We start from the raw sequence: 18,297 nt of genomic DNA on the forward strand, positions 1-18,297 counted from the left end.
TTTGCATTCTTGAGTACAATCTGCCCTCATGACTCCGCCGACCGATCTTGCCAACCAGCCGCCCACGGTGCCGGCTGCGCTGGCCAAAAAGCTGGAGAAGCTGGGCATACGCCGCCGCTTCGACCTGGTGCTGCACCTGCCGCTGCGCTACGAGGACGAAACCCATCTTTATCCTATCGCCGACGCGCCCTATGGCCAGCCGGTGCTGGTGGAGGGCGCCGTCGTCTCGCACGAGGTCAGCTTCAAGCCGCGCAAGCAGCTGCGGGTGCAGATCGAGGACGGCAGCGGCGTGCTGTTGCTGCGCTTCATCCATTTCTATCCCAGCCAGATCAAGCAGTTCGCCGAAGGCAGCCGCGTGCGCGCGCTGGGGGAAATCCGCCGCGGTTTCCTGGGCGACGAGATGGTCCACCCCAAAACGCGCGAAGTGCGCGAAGGCGCGCCGCTGGCGGAAAGCCTCACCCCGGTCTATCCCACGGTGAACGGCCTGACCCAGCCGATGCTGCGCAAGCTGGTGCATGGCGAGCTGCGTTTGCAGCAATTGGGCGAGGTGTTGCCACCGCCGCTCCTGGAGCCGCTGGCCTTGCAGCCGTTCGCCGAGGCGATCCGCCTGCTACACCAGCCGCCGCCGGAATGGTCGGCGCAGCAATTGGCCGATCCGCGGCTGCCGGCCTGGCAGCGGCTGAAGTTCGACGAGCTGCTGGCGCAGCAGCTGTCTATGCGGCTGGCCTACCGCGCGCGCCGGCAGGGCAGCGCGCCGCGCATCGTCGGCGATGGCAGTCTGAGCGCCCGCCTGCTGCAGAACCTGCCGTTCCAGCTCACCGCCGCGCAGCGCCGGGTGCTGGAGGATATCCGCGCCGATCTGGCACTGCCGCATCCGATGCACCGGCTGCTGCAGGGCGATGTGGGCAGCGGCAAGACCATAGTCGCCGCGCTAGCGGCCTTGTCCGCCATCGAGGCGGGCTATCAGGTGGCGCTGATGGCGCCGACCGAAATCCTGGCCGAGCAGCATTATCTCAAATTGTCCGGCTGGCTGGCGCCGCTGGGAATCGGCGTGGCCTGGCTGTCCGGCAGCCTGAGGAAAAAGGCCAAGGCGCAGGCGCTGGAGGAGATCGCCGCCGGTCGTTGCCGGCTGGCAGTGGGTACCCATGCGCTGTTCCAGGACGATGTGCGCTTCGAGAGGCTGGGGCTGGCGATCGTCGACGAGCAGCACCGCTTCGGCGTCGGCCAGCGGCTGGCGCTGCAAGGCAAGGGCGAGGAGCCGCACCAGCTGATGATGTCGGCCACGCCCATCCCGCGCACGCTGGCGATGAGCTTCTACGCCGATCTGGACGTGTCGGTGATAGACGAGCTGCCGCCCGGGCGCACCCCTATCGTCACCAAGCTGATAGGCAACCCGCGCCGTCCCGAGGTGGTGGGCCTGGTGGAGCGCACCTGTGCCGAGGGACAGCAGGCCTACTGGGTGTGTCCGTTGATCGAGGAATCTGAAGCCCTGCAACTGCAGACCGCGGTGGATAGCCACCAGCAGCTGCAGCAGGACCTGCCAGGCCGCCGCATCGGCCTGGTGCACGGCAGGATGAAGGCGGCGGAAAAGGCGGTGGTGATGGCGGCTTTCGCCGGTGGCGAGCTGGACGTGCTGGTGGCCACCACGGTGATAGAGGTAGGGGTGGACGTGCCCAACGCCAGCCTGATGGTGATCGAGCACGCGGAGAGGATGGGCCTGGCCCAGCTGCACCAGTTGCGCGGCCGGGTAGGGCGCGGCAGCGCCAGGAGCGTATGCGTGCTGCTGTTCGACAGCCCGCTGTCCGATCTGGCCAAAGCCAGGTTGAAGGTGATCTACGAGAATGTCGACGGTTTCGAGATCGCCCGCCAGGATTTGCAGATCCGCGGTCCGGGCGAATTCCTGGGCGCGCGCCAGAGCGGCTTGCCGATGCTGCGCTTCGCCGACCTGGAGCAGGACCAGCAGCTGCTGGAGGCGGCGCGGGACTTGGCGCCGCAATTGCTGGAGCGCTGGCCGCAGGCGGCCGACGCGCACCTGGAGCGCTGGCTGGCCGGCAAGGAGCAGTTTCTCAAAGCGTAAAAAATCCGCCGCGATTGGGGGAAATCGCGGCGGTGAGGGAGGATTGCTGCAAACAAAAGAAACCATTAATGAAGCCAGCACATATTAGCAATGTGTGAATTAAAGGCTCAAGCGCAGCCAGCCTTTCCCTTGACCCAGATCAAGCATGAAAAAAGCCACCGCGAGCGGTGGCTTTTTTCATTGCGGGCAGCAGGTATCAGAACCACTGCGCCGACAGGTAGTACAGGCCGCCGGCCAGCGCCATCGAGGCGGGCAGGGTGAACAGCCAGGCCAGCGCGATCGAGCGCACGGTGCCCATCTGCAGGCCGGCCTTGTCGGCCACCATGGTGCCGGCCACGCCGCTGGACAGCACGTGGGTGGTGGACACCGGGAAGCCGAACCAGCTGGCCAGGCCGATGGAGACGGCCGCGGTGGTCTGCGCCGCCACGCCCTGGGCGTAGGTCATGTCCTTCTTGCCTATGCCTTCGCCGACGGTCTTCACTACGCGCTTCCAGCCTATCATGGTGCCGATGCCCAGCGACAGGGCGACGGCGACGATCACCCAGGTCGGCGCGTATTCGGTGGTGGTGGTCAGATCCTTGCGCAGATTGTCCAGCAGCTGCCTGTCGTCGGAAGTGAGGTTGGGCAGGGTGGACGCCTTCTTGGCGGCGTCGTCCAGGCACAACAGTTGGGTGCGCACGTCCCAGCGCTGCGAAGCGCTGATCTGGTGGTAGTCGGAGCCATCGCCCATCAGGGCCAGCAGTTTCTGAGCGGTGGCGACGGTCTGCTGCGGGTGGCACTCGTACTGGCTGGTGCTGGTGGACTTGACGATGATGTGCGACAGGTCCGCCTCATGGCGCTGGTAGAACTGCTGCAGGTGCTGCGCCGCGTCGCGGGTGCGCTCCAGCTGGTAGGGCGTGCTGTCCAGGTTCAGCACGAACTTCGCCGGCACGATTCCGATCAGCACCAGCATGATCAGGCCGACGCCCTTCTGGCCGTCGTTGGAGCCGTGGGCGAAGCTGACGCCCATCGCCGACACGATCAGCATGAAGCGGGTCCAGAACGGCGGATGCTTGCGGCCTTCGACCTGCTGGCGCTGGTATGGCGTCTTGTGCACATTGCTGTGCGGACGGAAGCGTCGCAGCAGGATGACGATCAGGCCCGCGACCACCGCGCCGACCACCGGCGAAACCAGCAGCGAGGCGCCGACATCCACCGCCTTGCCCCAGTTGATGCCATGGGACAGCGAAGTGTGGTTGATCAGGCTGTTGGCCACGCCGACGCCCAGGATGGCGCCGATCAGCGTGTGGCTGCTGGATGCCGGCAGGCCCAGATACCAGGTGCCCAGGTTCCAGATGATGGCGGCGGCCAACAGCGCGAACACCATCGACATGCCGCGGGTGGTGTTGACCGAGATCAGCAAGTCAACCGGCAGCAGGTGGACGATGGCGTAGGCCACGGCCAGTCCGCCGCTCATCACGCCGAGGAAGTTGCAGATGCCGGAATAGAACACGGCAAGGCGCGGCTTCATCGACTGGGTGTAGATGACGGTGGCGACGGCGTTGGCGGTATCGTGAAAACCGTTGATGAACTCAAATGCGAGCACGAAGCCCAGCGAAAGCATCAAAGTGATGGCTACATGGGTGTCGAGCCCGGAGAACAGGTCCAGCATGGCGAGTCTGCGATAATCGTAAAGGCGGGATTGTTGGGTTCCAGGCCAATGGCGTCAAGTGTTTATAAAAAAAAAATAAACCCTGTGGTTTTGCCTGCGAAAACGGCAAAATCAGCTTGACAGCATCGGCGGGCAAGCCAGTTAAGTCCATGATTTTTCATCATGTCATCGGCATCGCGTGCTGGCTTTGATATATGGTGCGCGGCTGGCGGCATCGATATTTGTCATGCGCGCCAGCCGCGGCGGCGGGAAGGGGTCAGCCGAACTTGCCGGTGATGTAGTCTTCGGTCGCCTTCTGCTGCGGGGTGGTGAAGATGGTGTCGGTCTTGCCGAACTCCACCAGCTCGCCCAGATACATATAGGCGGTGAAGTCGGACACCCGCGCCGCCTGCTGCATATTGTGCGTGACGATGGCGATGGTGTAGTCCTCCTTCAGTTCATGAATCAGCTCTTCGATGTGGGCGGTGGAAATCGGGTCCAGCGCCGAAGTCGGTTCGTCCAGCAGCAGCACTTCCGGCTTGGAGGCCACCGCGCGGGCGATGCACAAGCGCTGTTGCTGGCCGCCGGACAGCGAGTGGCCGGACTGCTTGAGCTTGTCCTTCACCTCGTCCCACAGCGCGGCCTTGCGCAGCGCCCATTCCACTCGGTCTTCCATCTCGCCCTTGGATAGTTTCTCGTACAGCTTCACGCCGAAGGTGATGTTGTCGTAGATCGACATCGGAAACGGGGTGGGCTTCTGGAACACCATGCCCACCTTGGCGCGCAGCAAGTTGACGTCGATGTCGCGCGCCAGGATGTTCTGGCCGTCCAGCATGATGTCGCCCTCGGCGCGCAGGCCGGGGTAGAGCTCGTACATGCGGTTGAAGGTGCGCAGCAGCGTGGACTTGCCGCAGCCGGACGGGCCGATGAAGGCGGTGACCTTGTGCGGGGCGATTTCCAGCTGGATGTTTTTCAGCGCGTGGAAGTTGCCGTAGAAGAAATTGAGGTTGCGGACCTCGAGCTTGGTAGAGGGGCTAGCCATGGTTGTCATGCCTTAATTCGATTGATTTTTGCTGCCGCCCATCCAGCGGGCGACGATGTTCAGGGTCAGCACGCTGAAGGTGATCAGCAGCGAACCCGCCCACGCCAGTTTGTGCCAGTCCTCGTAGGGGCTCATGGCGAACTGGAAGATCACGATCGGCAGGTTGGCCATCGGCTGGTTCATATTGCTGTTGAAGAACTGGTTGTTCAGCGCGGTGAACAGCAGCGGCGCGGTTTCGCCGGAGATGCGCGCCACCGCCAGCAGGATGCCGGTCAGCACGCCGGCCTTGGCCGAGCGCAGCGTGACGGTGAGAATCACCTTCCATTGCGGCGCGCCCAGCGCGATGGCCGCCTCGCGCAGGCTGTTGGGCACCAGGCGCAGCATGTTCTCGGTGGTACGCACCACCACCGGGATCACCAGGATGGCCAGCGCCACCGAGCCGGCCCAGCCGGAGAAATGCCCTACCGACACCACGTACACTTCGTAGACGAACAGGCCGATCACGATGGACGGCGCCGACAGCAGGATGTCGTTGATGAAGCGGGTGGCCGGCGCCAGCCAGCCGCGCTGGCCGTATTCGGCCAGGTAGATGCCGGCCAGGATGCCGATCGGCGTGCCGAACAGCGTGCCGAAGCCGGTCATCACCAGGCTGCCGTAGATGGCGTTGGCCAGGCCGCCGGTGCTGCCCGGCGGCGGGGTGCTTTCGGTGAACACGCGCCAGTCTATGCCGGACAAGCCGTATTGCAGCAGGGTGGCCAGAATCCAGAACAGCCAGAATAGGCCGAACACCATGGTGAACATCGAGCCGGCCATGGTCAGGCGGTTGACCACGCGGCGGCGGCGGTAGGTGAGACTGTCCTGTTTCAGGCTGACAGGCGCGCGCTGGAGGGCTTGGCTCATGGAACTTTGGCTCATGGAGGAGGCGTCTTTCATATCAGGAAGGCTGGCCTTCCTGCTTCTTCAGGCGCAGCAGCAACAGCTTGGAGCAGGACAGCACGACAAAGGTGATGAAGAACAGGATCAGGCCCAGTTCGATCAGCGAGCCCATGTATAGGTCGCCGTTGGCTTCGGCGAACTCGTTGGCCAGCGACGAGGCGATGGAATTGCCCGGCTCGAACAGGCTGGTGGTGAAACGGGTGGAGTTGCCGATGACGAAGGTCACCGCCATGGTTTCGCCCAGCGCGCGGCCGAGGCCCAGCATGATGCCGCCGACCACGCCGGTCTTGGTGTAGGGCAGCACGATGTAGCGCACCACCTCCCAGGTGGTGGAGCCCAGGCCATAGGCCGATTCCTTGAGCATCACAGGCACCACCTCGAACACATCGCGCATCACCGAGGCGATGAAGGGAATCACCATGATGGCCAGGATCAGGCCGGCAGTGAACATGCCAATGCCCATCGGCGCGCCCTGAAACAAGAAACCCAGCAGCGGCAGATCGCCCAGATTTTCGATCAGCCAGGGCTGGATGTGGTCGGAGAAGAAGGGCGCGAACACGAACAAGCCCCACATGCCGTAGATGATGGACGGGATGCCGGCCAACAGCTCGATGGCGATGCCCAGCGGGCGCTTCAACCAGGTGGGGCACAGTTCGGTCAGGAACAGCGCGATGCCGAAGCTGACCGGCACGCCGATCAGCAGGGCGATGACGGAGGTGGCCAGGGTGCCGAAGATGGGCACCACCGCGCCGAATTTGTTCTGTACGGGATCCCAGTCGGTATTGAACAGGAAGCCCCAGCCGAAGCCCTTGATGCTGGGCATCGCGCCGATCAGCAGCGAAATGAGGATAGCCACCAACAGCGCCAGCACCAGGAAGGCGAAGCAGCGGGTGGTGATGCGGAACAGCTTGTCCAGCAACATCTGGTAGGTCAGCTGCTGCTCATTGCTCAGTTTTTGCATGTGTCGATTCTTGATGGTTCAGACACAAGGCCGGAGAGAGCTCACTCTCCCCGGCCTGGGTGACGATCAGTATAACTTCAGCTTGTCAGTTCCAGACAGTCTTGCCGCTGCCGTCGGTGATCTGCTTCCAGCTGGAGCGAATGATGGTCTTGACGTTGTCCGGCATCGGGATGTAGTCCAACTCCTGCGCGGTCTTGTCGCCGTTCTTGTAAGCCCAGTCGAAGTACTTCAGCACTTCGGTGGCCTGAGCCGGCTTGTCCTGCTTCTTGTGCATCAGGATGAAGGTGGCGCCGGCGATCGGCCAGCTCTGCTTGCCGGGCTGGTTGGTCAGCAGCAGGTAGAAACCCTGGGCCTTTTTCCAGTCGGCGTTGGCGGCGGCGGCCTTGAACGAGGCTTCTTCCGGCTTGACGAAGGCACCGGCCTGGTTCTGCAGCAGGCCGTAGCTCAGCTTGTTCTGCTTGGCGTAGGCGTACTCGACGTAGCCGATCGAGCCCTTGATGCGCGACACGTAGTTGGCCACGCCTTCGTTGCCCTTGCCGCCGACCGAGCTGCCCTTCCAGCTGACGGCGGTGTTGGAGCCGACGTCCTTCGCCCATTCCGGCGAAACCTTGGACAGGTAGTTGGTGAAGATGAAAGTGGTGCCGGAGCCGTCGGAGCGGCGCACCACGGAAATGCGCTGGTCAGGCAGCTTGACGCCAGGATTCAGCTTGGCGATTGCGGCGTCGTTCCACTTGGCGATCTTGCCCATGTAGATGTCGGCCAGCAGCGGGCCGGTGAACTTGATCTGGCCGGCGGCGATGCCCGGGATGTTGTACACCGGCACCACGCCGCCCATTACGGTCGGGAATTGGGTCAGGCCGGACTTTTCCAGCTCTTCGGGCTTCAGCGGCATGTCGGAGGCGCCGAAATCGACAGTCTTGGACTGGATCTGCTTGATGCCGCCGCCGGAACCGATGGACTGGTAGTTCATGTTGTTGCCGGTGTTGCCCTTGTAGGTGGCGGCCCACTTGGCGTACAGCGGATAGGGAAAGGTCGCGCCGGCGCCGGTGATGTCGGCTGCGTAGACCGAACCTGCGATCAGCACGGAACCAAGAGCCGCTGCCAGACGTACAGATTGTTTCATGCTTAACTCCCGAACGATGTAATGAGACTGCTGTTGTGATTGCCGCCATCGTATAGCTGAAATCTTGCAGTAATATTACAAGTCGTAAATGCTTGACCTGAAGACGTTGGTGCGGTCCGGTGGGCAGGGTATAATCCGTCGCAACAACACATACGGTGGAGAGACAGATGTCCGGCAAGCTGGTGATTGGCAACTGGAAGATGAACACCCGCGGCGACAGCGCCCGCCAGCTGGCGGCCGAGCTGCTGGCGGATCGGGACACCAATCGCGAGGGGGTGGCCATCGCCGCGCCGGCGGTCTATCTGGCTGAGCTGGCCGAGCAGCTGAAGGGCAGCGGCATCGCGCTGTCGGCGCAGGACGTCAGCCGCTTCGACGCCGACGGCGCCTTCACCGGCGAGGTGAGCGCCGCGATGCTGGCGGATGCCGGCTGCCGCTACGCGCTGGTCGGCCATTCCGAACGCCGCCAGTATTTCGCCGAGAGCAACGAGGCGCTGCTGAAGAAGATGCGCCATGCCATCGCCGCCGGCCTGGTACCGGTATTGTGCGTCGGCGAGACGCTGGAGCAGCGCGAGGCGGGCGATTATATGGAAGTGGTGCGCCGGCAGCTTGCGCTTCTGGCCGACATCGACCATGGTGATGAATACGTCGTCGCTTATGAGCCGGTATGGGCCATAGGCACCGGCAAGGTTGCCACTCTGGAGCAGATCGCCGAAATCCATGCATTCATCAAAAATTGGTGCTTGCAAAAGGCCGGGGGCTCGGCTAAGATTCGCGTCCTCTACGGCGGCAGTGTCAAAGCAGAGAACGCCGAGTCCATTCTGGCGACGAAACACGTCGACGGAGCATTGGTCGGAGGGGCCTCTCTGGACGCCCGTTCATTCAGAGTGATTTGCCAAGCCGCAGGAAAAATGATATAGTATGGAACTTCTCAAGACGCTTATTTGGATTGTAAACCTCCTGTCCGCAGTGAGTATCATCGTCCTTGTTCTGATGCAGCACGGCAAGGGTGCCGATATGGGTGCGGCGTTTGGTAGCGGATCATCCGGCAGTCTGTTCGGCGCGTCTGGTTCCGCGAATTTTCTGAGTAGAACGACCGCTGTAGCTGCGGTGGTGTTCTTCTCCGCCTCCATGGCGCTGGCTTTCCTTTCCGGGGGTGGGAAGGATAATCTCGGCGTCATGGCGGGAAAGATTGAACAGGTTGCGCCGCAAATCCCGGCAGGCGCGCCTAATAACAAAGCTTCGGGCACAGCTTCCAAAATCCCGGAGTGACAATTTATAGCTTTGCTGTGCCGACATGGTGAAATTGGTAGACACGCTATCTTGAGGGGGTAGTGGCGAAAGCTGTGTGAGTTCGAGTCTCACTGTCGGCACCACCATTCAAAAACAGGCCACCGGGACTCCGGTGGCCTGTTTTATTTGGAGCCTAGGGGGGGTGACCCCTCTTTTTTTGGGGGTGTACGGGAAATGCTGCAAAACTACTTTCCCATTCTGATGTTTGTCATTGTCGGACTTTTGGTCGGCGTGGGCCCTATCTTTCTGGGCAAGCTGCTGGCGCCAAATCGTCCCGACTCTGAGAAACTTTCTCCATACGAATGCGGCTTCGAGGCCTTCGAAGATGCCCGCATGAAGTTTGACGTCCGCTATTACCTGATTGCCATTCTCTTCATCCTGTTCGACCTGGAAATTGCCTTCCTGTTTCCTTGGGCCGTGGTGCTGAAGGACTTGGGCGTTTATGGTCTTGGCGTGATGATCGAGTTTCTGGCCGTGCTGACGCTCGGCTTCGTCTACATGTGGAAGAAGGGAGCTCTGGAATGGGAGTAGAAGGGATTCTGGAGAAAGGCTTCGTCACGACGACGGCCGACAAACTTATCAACTATACCCGAACCGGTTCGCTGTGGCCGATGACCTTCGGTCTGGCCTGTTGTGCGGTCGAAATGATGCACGCCGGCGCGGCGCGTTATGACCTGGACCGCTTCGGCGTCGTGTTCAGACCCAGCCCCCGCCAGTCCGACCTGATGATCGTCGCCGGCACGCTGTGCAACAAGATGGCGCCGGCGCTGCGCAAGGTCTACGACCAGATGGCCGAGCCGCGCTGGGTGATTTCCATGGGGTCCTGTGCCAACGGCGGCGGGTATTACCATTATTCCTATTCTGTAGTTCGCGGCTGCGACCGCATCGTGCCGGTCGATGTCTATGTGCCAGGCTGTCCTCCGACGGCCGAGGCGCTGCTGTACGGCATCATCCAGCTGCAGAACAAGATCAAACGTACCAATACCATCGCCCGCTAAGGTAGAAACTTATGGCCTCCAAGAAAATGGAAGCGTTGGGGTCGGTCGTTGCCGAGGCGCTTGGCGACAAGCTCGTGCGCAGCACGCTGGCCCTGGATGAGCTGACCATCGTGTGCAAGGCGGCGGATCTGTCTGCCGTGGCCGTCACGCTGCGCGACCACGCCGAGCTCGCTTTCGAACAGTGCATCGATCTGTGCGGCATGGACTACAGCGCCTACCGCGACGAACCGTGGGACGGTCCGCGCTTCGCCGTGGTCTACCACCTGTTGTCGGTCAAGCAGAACCACCGCATCCGCCTGCGCGTCTTCGCCGAAGACGATTCCTTCCCGGTCGTCCCGTCGGTCAATGGTGTCTGGAACGCGGCCAACTGGTTCGAGCGCGAAGCGTTCGACTTGTACGGCATCGTGTTCGAAGGCCACCCCGACCTGCGCCGCCTGCTGACCGACTACGGTTTCGTCGGCCACCCGTTCCGCAAGGATTTCCCGCTGTCCGGCCACGTCGAGATGCGTTATGACCCGACCCAGCAGCGTGTGATCTACCAGCCCGTTACCATCGAGCCGCGCGAAATCACTCCGCGCATCATTCGCGAGGAGAACTACGGTGGCTGAAATCCGTAACTACACCCTCAACTTCGGCCCGCAACACCCGGCGGCGCACGGCGTGCTGCGTCTGGTGCTGGAGCTGGACGGCGAAGTCGTCCAGCGCGCCGACCCGCACATCGGCCTGTTGCACCGCGGCACCGAGAAGCTGGCCGAGCACAAGACCTTCATCCAGTCGCTGCCCTATATGGACCGTCTCGACTACGTGTCGATGATGTGCAACGAGCACGCCTACTGCCTGACCATCGAGAAGCTGATGGGCATCGAGGTGCCGGAGCGCGCGCAGTACATCCGCGTGATGTTCGCCGAAGTGACCCGCGTGCTCAACCATCTGCTGTGGATCGGCGCCCATGCGCTGGACATCGGCGCGATGACCATGTTCCTGTACGCGTTCCGCGAGCGCGAGGATCTGATGGACTGCTACGAGGCGGTATCCGGCGCGCGCATGCACGCCGCCTACTTCCGTCCGGGCGGCGTCTATCGAGACTTGCCGGATTCGATGCCGCAGTACACCGTGTCCAAGATCAAGAACGCCAAGGAGCTGGCGCGCCTGAATGAAGGCCGCAAGGGTTCGATGCTGGACTTCATCAGCGATTTCACCGAGCGATTCCCCGGCTACATCGATGAGTATGAAACGTTGCTGACCGACAACCGCATCTGGAAGCAGCGTACCGTCGGCATCGGCGTGGTGAGCCCCGAACGCGCGCTGAACCTCGGTATGACCGGTCCGATGCTGCGCGGTTCCGGCATCGCCTGGGATCTGCGCAAGACCCAGCCGTACGACGTCTACGACAAGATGGACTTCGACGTGCCGGTGGGCGTGAAGGGCGACTGCTACGACCGCTACCTGGTGCGGGTGGAAGAGATGCGCCAGTCCAACCGCATCATCCAGCAGTGCGTGGCCTGGCTGCGCGCCAACCCCGGCCCGGTGATCACGGACAACCATAAGGTGGCTCCGCCTTCGCGCGAAGGCATGAAGTCCAATATGGAAGACCTGATCCACCACTTCAAGCTGTTCACCGAAGGCATGCACGTGCCGGAAGGCGAGGCTTACGTGGGCACCGAACACCCGAAGGGCGAGTTCGGCGTCTATCTGGTATCCGATGGCGCCAACAAGCCGTACCGCCTGAAGATCCGCGCGCCGGGTTATGCCCACCTGGCGGCGCTGGACGAGATGGCCAAGGGCCACATGATCGCCGACGTCGTCGCCATCATTGGTACCCAGGACATCGTATTTGGGGAGATTGACCGCTGATGCTGTCCGCACAATCGTTAGCCTTGATCGACCGCGAGGTCGCCAAATATCCCGCAGACCAGAAGCGCTCGGCCGTCATGGGCGCGCTGCGCATTGCGCTGGATGAGCGCCGCGCCAGCGGCAGGACGCCGGAAGAACGCTGCCTCAGCACCGAGCTGATCGAGTTCGTCGCCAACTACCTGGGCATCGCCCCGGTGGCGGCCTACGAAGTGGCGACCTTCTACAACATGTACGACATGAAGCCGGTGGGCCAGTACAAGATCACCGTCTGCACCAACCTGCCCTGTGCGCTGTCCGGCGGCGTCAACGCCGCGCAGTACATCTCGCAGAAGCTGGGCATCGCCATCGGCGAGACCAGCTCCGACGGCAAGTACACCTTGCTGGAAGGCGAGTGCATGGGCGCCTGCGGCGACGCGCCGGTCTTGCTGGTGAACAACCACAAGATGTGCAGTTTCATGACGCCCGAAGCAATCGATAAAAAACTGGCGGAGTTGAAATAATGGCAGTCTTCGTCAATGGCGTAATTTTCGACGGCGTCGATACCAGCCAGCCCGACTGCTGGCGGCTGGACGCCTATGTGGCCCGCGGCGGCTACCAGGCGCTGCGCAGCATCCTCGAGCGCAAGATGGCGCAAGAGGACGTGATCGCCGAAGTGAAGAACTCCGGCCTGCGCGGCCGCGGCGGCGCGGGTTTCCCCACCGGCCTTAAGTGGAGCTTCATGCCGCGCTCGTTCCCCGGCGACAAGTACGTCGTCTGCAACACCGACGAGGGCGAGCCGGGCACCTTCAAGGACCGCGACATCATCCGCTACAATCCGCACTCGCTGATTGAAGGCATGATCATCGCCGGTTACGCGATGGGCACCAAGGCTGGCTACAACTACATCCACGGCGAAATCTTCGAGGACTACGTGTTGTTCGAAGAGGCGCTGGACGAGGCGCGCAAGGCCGGCTTGCTGGGCGAGAACATCCTGGGCTCCGGCTTCAGTTTCGACCTGTTCGCGCACCACGGCTATGGCGCCTACATCTGCGGCGAGGAAACCGCGCTGCTGGAATCGCTGGAAGGCAAGAAGGGCCAACCGCGCTTCAAGCCGCCGTTCCCGGCCAGCTTCGGCCTCTACGGCAAGCCGACCACGATCAACAACACCGAGTCCTTCGCCTCGGTGCCGTTCATCATTCGCGACGGCGCGCAGAAGTTCCTGGAGGCAGGCAAGCCCAACAACGGCGGCACCAAGCTGTTCTCGGTGTCCGGCCACGTCAATCGTCCGGGCAATTACGAGATTCCGCTGGGCACCCCGTTCTCGGTGCTGCTGGAAATGGCCGGCGGCATGAAGGACGGCAAGAAGCTGAAGGCGGTGATCCCGGGCGGTTCGTCCGCGCCGGTGCTGCCGGGCGACGTGATGATGCAATGCACGATGGATTACGACAGCATCGCCAAGGCCGGCTCCATGCTCGGCTCCGGCGCTGTCATCGTAATGAATGAAGACGTGTGCATGATCAAGGCGCTGGAGCGTCTGGCCTACTTCTATCACGAGGAATCCTGCGGCCAGTGCACGCCGTGCCGCGAAGGCACCGGCTGGCTGTACAAGGTGATCCATCGCATCGCGGGCGGCCAGGGCCGTGCCGGCGATCTGGAGCTTCTGGATTCCGTAGGCAACAACATGGCCGGCCGCACCATCTGCGCGCTGGCCGACGCCGCGGTGTTCCCGGTTCGCAGTTTCACCAAGCATTTCCGCGCAGAGTTCGAGTACGCGATCGAACACGGAAAGACCTTGGTGGATCACAAATGGTGTTGAGCGATGCTTGAAATCGAAATCGACGGTAAGAAACTGACGGTGCCGCAGGGCAGCACCGTCATCGAGGCTGCCCACTCGGTGGGCACCTATATTCCGCACTTCTGCTACCACAAGAAGCTATCCATCGCGGCCAACTGCCGCATGTGCCTGGTGGAAGTGGAAAAGGCGCCCAAGCCGCTGCCGGCCTGCGCCACTCCCGTGACCGACGGCATGAAGGTCCATACCGCCTCGCCGTTGGCCAAGAAGGCCCAGCAGGGCGTGATGGAGTTCCTGCTGATCAACCACCCGCTGGATTGCCCGATCTGCGACCAAGGCGGCGAATGCCAGCTGCAGGATCTGGCGGTAGGCTATGGCAACTCGACCTCGCGTTACGAGGAAGAGAAGCGCGTGGTGGTGGGCAAGGACATGGGCCCGCTGGTTTCCGCCGAGGAAATGTCGCGCTGCATCCACTGCACGCGCTGCGTCCGCTTCACTGAAGAAGTGGGCGGCTTCCAGGAAATCGGCATGGCCAACCGCAGCGAATTCTCGGAAATCCTGCCCTTCCTGGGCAAGACCGTGGATTCGGAAATCTCCGGCAACGTGATCGATCTGTGCCCGGTGGGCGCGCTGACCTCCAAGCCGTTCCGCTACAGCACCCGCGCCTGGGAGCTGTCGCGCCGCAAGTCGGTCAGCCCGCACGACGGCCTGGGCTCCAATCTGGTGGTGCAGGTCAAGCAGAACGAAGTGATGCGCGTGCTGCCGCTGGAGAACGAAGCCATCAACGAATGCTGGATCGCCGACCGCGACCGCTTCTCGTATGAAGGCCTGAACAGCGCCGAGCGTCTGACCAAGCCGATGATCAAGTTCGACGGCAAGTGGCACGATACCGACTGGGAAACCGCGCTGGAATACGTGGTCAAGGGCCTGAACGGCGTGTCCGCCGATCACGGCAAGGACGCCATCGGCTTCCTGACTAGCCCGCATTCCACCACCGAAGAACTGTTCCTGGCCCAGAAGCTGGCGCGCGCCTTCGGCGTCAACAGCATCGACTACCGCCTGCGCCGCAGCGATTTCGCCGCCGACAGCCTGAAGCAGGGCGCTGAGTGGCTGGGTTCCTCCATCGTCGAGCTGGCCGCCGCCAAGTCCGTTCTGGTGGTGGGCTCCACGCTGCGCAAGGAACAGCCGCTGCTGGCAGCGCGCCTGCGCGCCGCGGTGAAGCAGGGCAATGAGCTGAACATCATCCACGTCGCCGACGACAATCTGCTGACCAAGATCAACGGCAAGCTGATCGTGTCGCCGCTGGCATTGGTGAACGCGCTGTCGCAGGTGCTGAAGGCCGTGGTGGAAATCAAGTCCGGCGAAACCGCCATCGATCTGTCCGCCGTGGATGTTTCCGCAGAATCCCGTCGCATCGCCGAGAGCCTGAGCGCCGCCGAATCGGCCGCCGTGGTGTTGGGCAATGTCGCCCAGCATCATCCGGCCTACGGCCAGTTGCTGTCGCTGGCGCAGGAAATTGCCCGCCTGTCGGGCGCGCGTTTCGGCGTGCTGGCCGAGGCCGCCAACAGCGTCGGCGCCGAACTGGCGGGCGCGCTGCCGACCCGCGGCGCGCTGGGCGCGGCCGTCAACGCCGGCGACAACGCCGCCGCGATGATCGCCAAGCCGCGCAAGGCCTATGTGCTGTTGAACACCGAAGTGGAGTTCGACAGCTACAACAGCCAGGCCGCCGTGGCCGCGATGAAGCAGGCCGCCACCGTGATCGCGCTGACCGCCTACAAGGGCCAGGGCCTGCTGGATTACGCCGACGTGCTGCTGCCGATCGCGCCGTTCTCGGAAACCGCTGGCTCCTTCGTCAACATGGAAGGCAAGCTGCAGACCTTCAACGGCGTGGTGAGGCCGCTGGGCGAAACCCGCCCGGCCTGGAAGGTGCTGCGCGTGCTGGGCAATATGCTGAGCCTGCCGGGCTTCGACTACAACAGCGTCGAGGAAGTGCGCGCCGAGTTCGCCAAGGGCGACCTGGCCGCCGCGCTGAACAACGCGCTGTCCGCGGTCGTGGCCAAGCCGGCTATCGCCTCCGGCATCGTCCGCGTCGGCGAAGTGCCGATGTACCAGTCTGACGCCATCTGCCGCCGCGCGCCGTCGCTGCAAGCCACCAACGAGGCCAAATCCCCGGTGGCGCGCGCGCACAGCAGCCTGCTGCAGAAACTGGGCATCGCCGCCGACAGCACCGCGCTGCTCAAGCAGGGCGAGGGCGAGGCGCGCGTCAAGGTGGAAGCCGACGACAGCCTGCCGGCCGATGTGTTACGGGTTGCCTCCGCGCACGCAGCTACGCTGCTGCTTGGCGGCATGTTCGACGCTATCGAGATCAAGCAGGGGTAAACCATGGAGTTCTTGCAAGGTATTCTTGGCAATGACGCGGGGCTCGTGGTGTGGACCCTGCTGAAGATTGTCGCCATCGTATTGCCGATGTTGGGTTGCGTCGCCTACCTGACGCTGGCCGAGCGCAAGGTGATCGGCTACATGCAGATCCGGATCGGCCCAAACCGGGTCGGTTATTTCGGCCTGCTGCAGCCTATCGCCGACGCGGTCAAGCTGCTGATGAAGGAAATCATCCTCCCCACCAACTCCAGCAAGGGTCTGTTCCTGCTGGCGCCGGTGCTGGCCATCGGCCCCGCGCTGGCGGCCTGGGCGGTGATTCCGTTCACCGAGAACCTGGTGGTGGCCAACGTCAACGCCTCGCTGTTGTACATCCTGGCGTTGACCTCGATGGGCGTTTACGGTGTGATCATCGCCGGCTGGGCGGGCAACTCGAAGTACTCTTTCCTGGGCGCGATGCGCTCCGCCGCCCAGATCGTGTCCTACGAGCTGGCGATGGGCTTCGCGCTGGTGGGCGTCTTGATGGTGTCCGGCAGCCTGAACCTGGTCGACATCGTCAAGCAGCAGTCGTTCGGCATGGGCGGCGGCTCGCTGCTGTCCTGGAACTGGATCCCGCTGTTCCCGCTGTTCATCGTCTACCTGATCTCCGGCGTGGCCGAGACCAACCGCGCGCCGTTCGACGTGGCGGAAGGCGAATCGGAAATCGTCGCCGGTTTCCACGTGGAATACTCGGGCATGGCCTTCGCCATCTTCTTCCTGGCCGAATACGCCAACATGATCCTGGTCGCCGCGCTGACCTCCATCCTGTTCCTGGGTGGCTGGCTGTCGCCGTTCCCGGCGTCGTGGGCGCTGCTGGGCGCCGGCGGTTTCCACTGGCTGGCGATCAAGGTGTCGCTGGTGCTGTTCTGCTTCCTGTGGTTCCGCGCCACTTTCCCGCGCTACCGCTATGACCAGATCATGCGCCTGGGCTGGAAGGTGTTCATTCCGGTGACCCTGGTTTGGATTCTGGTGGTGGGCGTGTGGATGTTTACCCCGCTGTCGATTTGGCACTGAGACAGGGGATAGGTGAAAAAATGAATTCGATCCGCAACTTTTTCAAGACCTTCCTGCTGGTGGAGTTGGTCAAGGGCCTGATGGTCACTGGCCGCTACTTCTTCGCCCGCAAGATCACCGTGCAGTTCCCGGAAGAGAAGACGCCGATCTCGCCGCGTTTCCGCGGCCTGCACGCGCAGCGCCGCTACGCTAACGGCGAAGAGCGCTGCATCGCCTGCAAGCTGTGCGAGGCGGTGTGCCCGGCATTGGCCATCAGCATCGAATCGGAGCAGCGCGATGACGGCACCCGCCGCACTTCGCGCTACGACATCGACCTGACCAAGTGCATCTTCTGCGGCTTCTGCGAGGAAGCCTGTCCGGTGGATGCGATTGTGGAAACCCACATCTTCGAATACCACGGTGAAAAACGTGGCGACCTCTACTACACCAAGCCGATGCTGCTGGCGATTGGCGACAAGTACGAGGCCGAGATCGCTGCCAACAAGGCAGCCGATGCCAAGTATCGCTAAGGGGAGGCCATGAACCTTACAACGGTAATTTTCTACGTTCTGTCCGCCATCCTGATTTTCGCCGCGCTGCGCGTGGTGACGGCCAAGAACCCGGTGCACGCGGTGCTGTATCTGGTGCTGGCCTTCTTCACCAGCGCCGGCCACTGGCTGCTGCTGGAGGCGGAGTTCCTGGCGATCACCCTGGTGCTGGTCTACGTCGGCGCGGTGATGGTGCTGTTCCTGTTCGTGGTGATGATGCTGGACATCAATATCGAGAAGCTGCGCGAAGGCTTCTGGAAGAACCTGCCGGTGGCCGCCACCGTCGGTTTGATCATGGTGTTCGAGATGGCGCTGATCCTGATGAGTCCGGCCGCAGGCCTGGGCGAGTTCAAGGCCGCTGCGCCGCTGGCCGCCGACTACAGCAACGTCAAGGTGTTGGGCCATCAGCTGTACACCACCTACCTGCTGCCGTTTGAAATCGCGGCGGTGGTGCTGCTGTTGGCCATGGTGGCCGCCATCGGCCTGACCATGCGCGCGCGCAAGGACAGCAAGGCCATCGATCCGGCGATCCAGGTGAAAGTCCGTCGTGAAGACCGCGTCCGCATCGTCAAGATGGACGCCGTAAAACAAGTGGAAGAGGCCGCGGCCGATTCCGGTGAGCAACAGGCCTGACGGCCAATCAACCACAAGGGAGGAAA

Annotated in this window: 18 protein-coding genes and 1 tRNA gene; 14 read left to right on the plus strand and 5 right to left on the minus strand. The window is 62.7% G+C overall.

From position 1 onward, the window contains the following. Window positions 1–28 precede the first annotated feature (28 nt). Window positions 29–2,077, plus strand: a complete 2,049-nt coding sequence (gene recG, locus BI344_RS08495; RefSeq protein ID WP_071112535.1) for an ATP-dependent DNA helicase RecG — start codon at window positions 29–31, stop codon at window positions 2,075–2,077. Window positions 2,078–2,273: 196 nt separating this feature from the next. On the opposite strand, the gene BI344_RS08500 is transcribed toward recG, so the two are convergent. The 5 genes from BI344_RS08500 to pstS all read right to left on the minus strand — a co-directional run bounded on the left by BI344_RS08500 (window position 2,274) and on the right by pstS (window position 7,769). Next, window positions 2,274–3,728: an inorganic phosphate transporter gene (locus tag BI344_RS08500; RefSeq protein ID WP_071112536.1), complete on the minus strand. Its 1,455-nt coding sequence runs from the start codon at window positions 3,726–3,728 to the stop codon at window positions 2,274–2,276. Between the two features lie 256 nt (window positions 3,729–3,984). After that, window positions 3,985–4,758, minus strand: coding sequence for a phosphate ABC transporter ATP-binding protein PstB (gene pstB / locus BI344_RS08505; RefSeq protein WP_420837166.1), 774 nt, complete (start codon window positions 4,756–4,758; stop codon window positions 3,985–3,987). A 3-nt stretch (window positions 4,759–4,761) separates the two neighbouring features. Further along, window positions 4,762–5,649, minus strand: coding sequence for a phosphate ABC transporter permease PstA (gene pstA, locus BI344_RS08510; RefSeq protein WP_071112946.1), 888 nt, complete (start codon window positions 5,647–5,649; stop codon window positions 4,762–4,764). A 34-nt stretch (window positions 5,650–5,683) separates the two neighbouring features. Continuing rightward, the gene (pstC, locus tag BI344_RS08515) at window positions 5,684–6,646 is read right to left on the minus strand and encodes a phosphate ABC transporter permease subunit PstC (RefSeq protein WP_071112538.1); all 963 of its coding nucleotides are present in this window, start codon (window positions 6,644–6,646) and stop codon (window positions 5,684–5,686) included. An 85-nt stretch (window positions 6,647–6,731) separates the two neighbouring features. Continuing rightward, window positions 6,732–7,769 (minus strand): phosphate ABC transporter substrate-binding protein PstS, encoded by a 1,038-nt coding sequence (gene pstS / locus BI344_RS08520; RefSeq protein WP_071112539.1) that lies wholly within the window; start codon window positions 7,767–7,769, stop codon window positions 6,732–6,734. A gap of 167 nt (window positions 7,770–7,936) precedes the next feature. Here pstS and tpiA point away from each other — a divergent pair, with 167 nt between their 5' ends. The 13 genes from tpiA to BI344_RS08585 all read left to right on the plus strand — a co-directional run bounded on the left by tpiA (window position 7,937) and on the right by BI344_RS08585 (window position 18,271). Next, window positions 7,937–8,686 carry a triose-phosphate isomerase gene (tpiA, locus tag BI344_RS08525; protein ID WP_083338818.1) on the plus strand — a complete coding sequence of 250 codons (750 nt, stop codon included), beginning with the start codon at window positions 7,937–7,939 and terminating at the stop codon, window positions 8,684–8,686. A gap of 1 nt (window position 8,687) precedes the next feature. Further along, entirely contained in the window at window positions 8,688–9,038 is a 351-nt protein-coding gene (gene secG, locus BI344_RS08530) for a preprotein translocase subunit SecG (RefSeq protein WP_071112540.1), read from the plus strand. A gap of 19 nt (window positions 9,039–9,057) precedes the next feature. Continuing rightward, window positions 9,058–9,142, plus strand: a tRNA-Leu gene (locus tag BI344_RS08535). Between the two features lie 91 nt (window positions 9,143–9,233). Then, complete coding sequence (locus BI344_RS08540) at window positions 9,234–9,590, plus strand: NADH-quinone oxidoreductase subunit A (RefSeq protein ID WP_071112541.1); 357 nt, start codon at window positions 9,234–9,236, stop codon at window positions 9,588–9,590. Continuing rightward, entirely contained in the window at window positions 9,581–10,057 is a 477-nt protein-coding gene (locus BI344_RS08545; RefSeq protein WP_011134497.1) for a NuoB/complex I 20 kDa subunit family protein, read from the plus strand. The genes BI344_RS08540 and BI344_RS08545 overlap by 10 nt, the downstream gene beginning before the upstream one ends. An 11-nt stretch (window positions 10,058–10,068) precedes the next feature. Beyond that, window positions 10,069–10,665 (plus strand): NADH-quinone oxidoreductase subunit C, encoded by a 597-nt coding sequence (locus BI344_RS08550; RefSeq protein WP_071112542.1) that lies wholly within the window; start codon window positions 10,069–10,071, stop codon window positions 10,663–10,665. Continuing rightward, entirely contained in the window at window positions 10,658–11,911 is a 1,254-nt protein-coding gene (locus tag BI344_RS08555; protein WP_071112543.1) for an NADH-quinone oxidoreductase subunit D, read from the plus strand. The genes BI344_RS08550 and BI344_RS08555 overlap by 8 nt, the downstream gene beginning before the upstream one ends. Next, window positions 11,911–12,411, plus strand: a complete 501-nt coding sequence (gene nuoE, locus BI344_RS08560) for an NADH-quinone oxidoreductase subunit NuoE (protein ID WP_071112544.1) — start codon at window positions 11,911–11,913, stop codon at window positions 12,409–12,411. The genes BI344_RS08555 and nuoE overlap by 1 nt, the downstream gene beginning before the upstream one ends. After that, window positions 12,411–13,706, plus strand: a complete 1,296-nt coding sequence (gene nuoF, locus BI344_RS08565) for an NADH-quinone oxidoreductase subunit NuoF (RefSeq protein ID WP_071112545.1) — start codon at window positions 12,411–12,413, stop codon at window positions 13,704–13,706. Before nuoE ends, nuoF begins: the two co-directional genes overlap by 1 nt. A gap of 3 nt (window positions 13,707–13,709) precedes the next feature. After that, a complete protein-coding gene (gene nuoG, locus BI344_RS08570; RefSeq protein ID WP_071112546.1) occupies window positions 13,710–16,061 on the plus strand; it encodes an NADH-quinone oxidoreductase subunit NuoG in 2,352 nt (783 codons plus the stop codon). A 3-nt stretch (window positions 16,062–16,064) separates the two neighbouring features. After that, window positions 16,065–17,111: an NADH-quinone oxidoreductase subunit NuoH gene (gene nuoH, locus BI344_RS08575; RefSeq protein ID WP_071112547.1), complete on the plus strand. Its 1,047-nt coding sequence runs from the start codon at window positions 16,065–16,067 to the stop codon at window positions 17,109–17,111. A 29-nt stretch (window positions 17,112–17,140) separates the two neighbouring features. Beyond that, window positions 17,141–17,620, plus strand: a complete 480-nt coding sequence (nuoI, locus tag BI344_RS08580; RefSeq protein WP_204378076.1) for an NADH-quinone oxidoreductase subunit NuoI — start codon at window positions 17,141–17,143, stop codon at window positions 17,618–17,620. A gap of 9 nt (window positions 17,621–17,629) precedes the next feature. Continuing rightward, a complete protein-coding gene (locus tag BI344_RS08585; protein WP_071112549.1) occupies window positions 17,630–18,271 on the plus strand; it encodes an NADH-quinone oxidoreductase subunit J in 642 nt (213 codons plus the stop codon). The last annotated feature ends 26 nt before the right edge of the window (window positions 18,272–18,297 follow it).

Source organism: Chromobacterium sphagni (genome assembly GCF_001855555.1).
Classification (GTDB): domain Bacteria; phylum Pseudomonadota; class Gammaproteobacteria; order Burkholderiales; family Chromobacteriaceae; genus Chromobacterium; species Chromobacterium sphagni.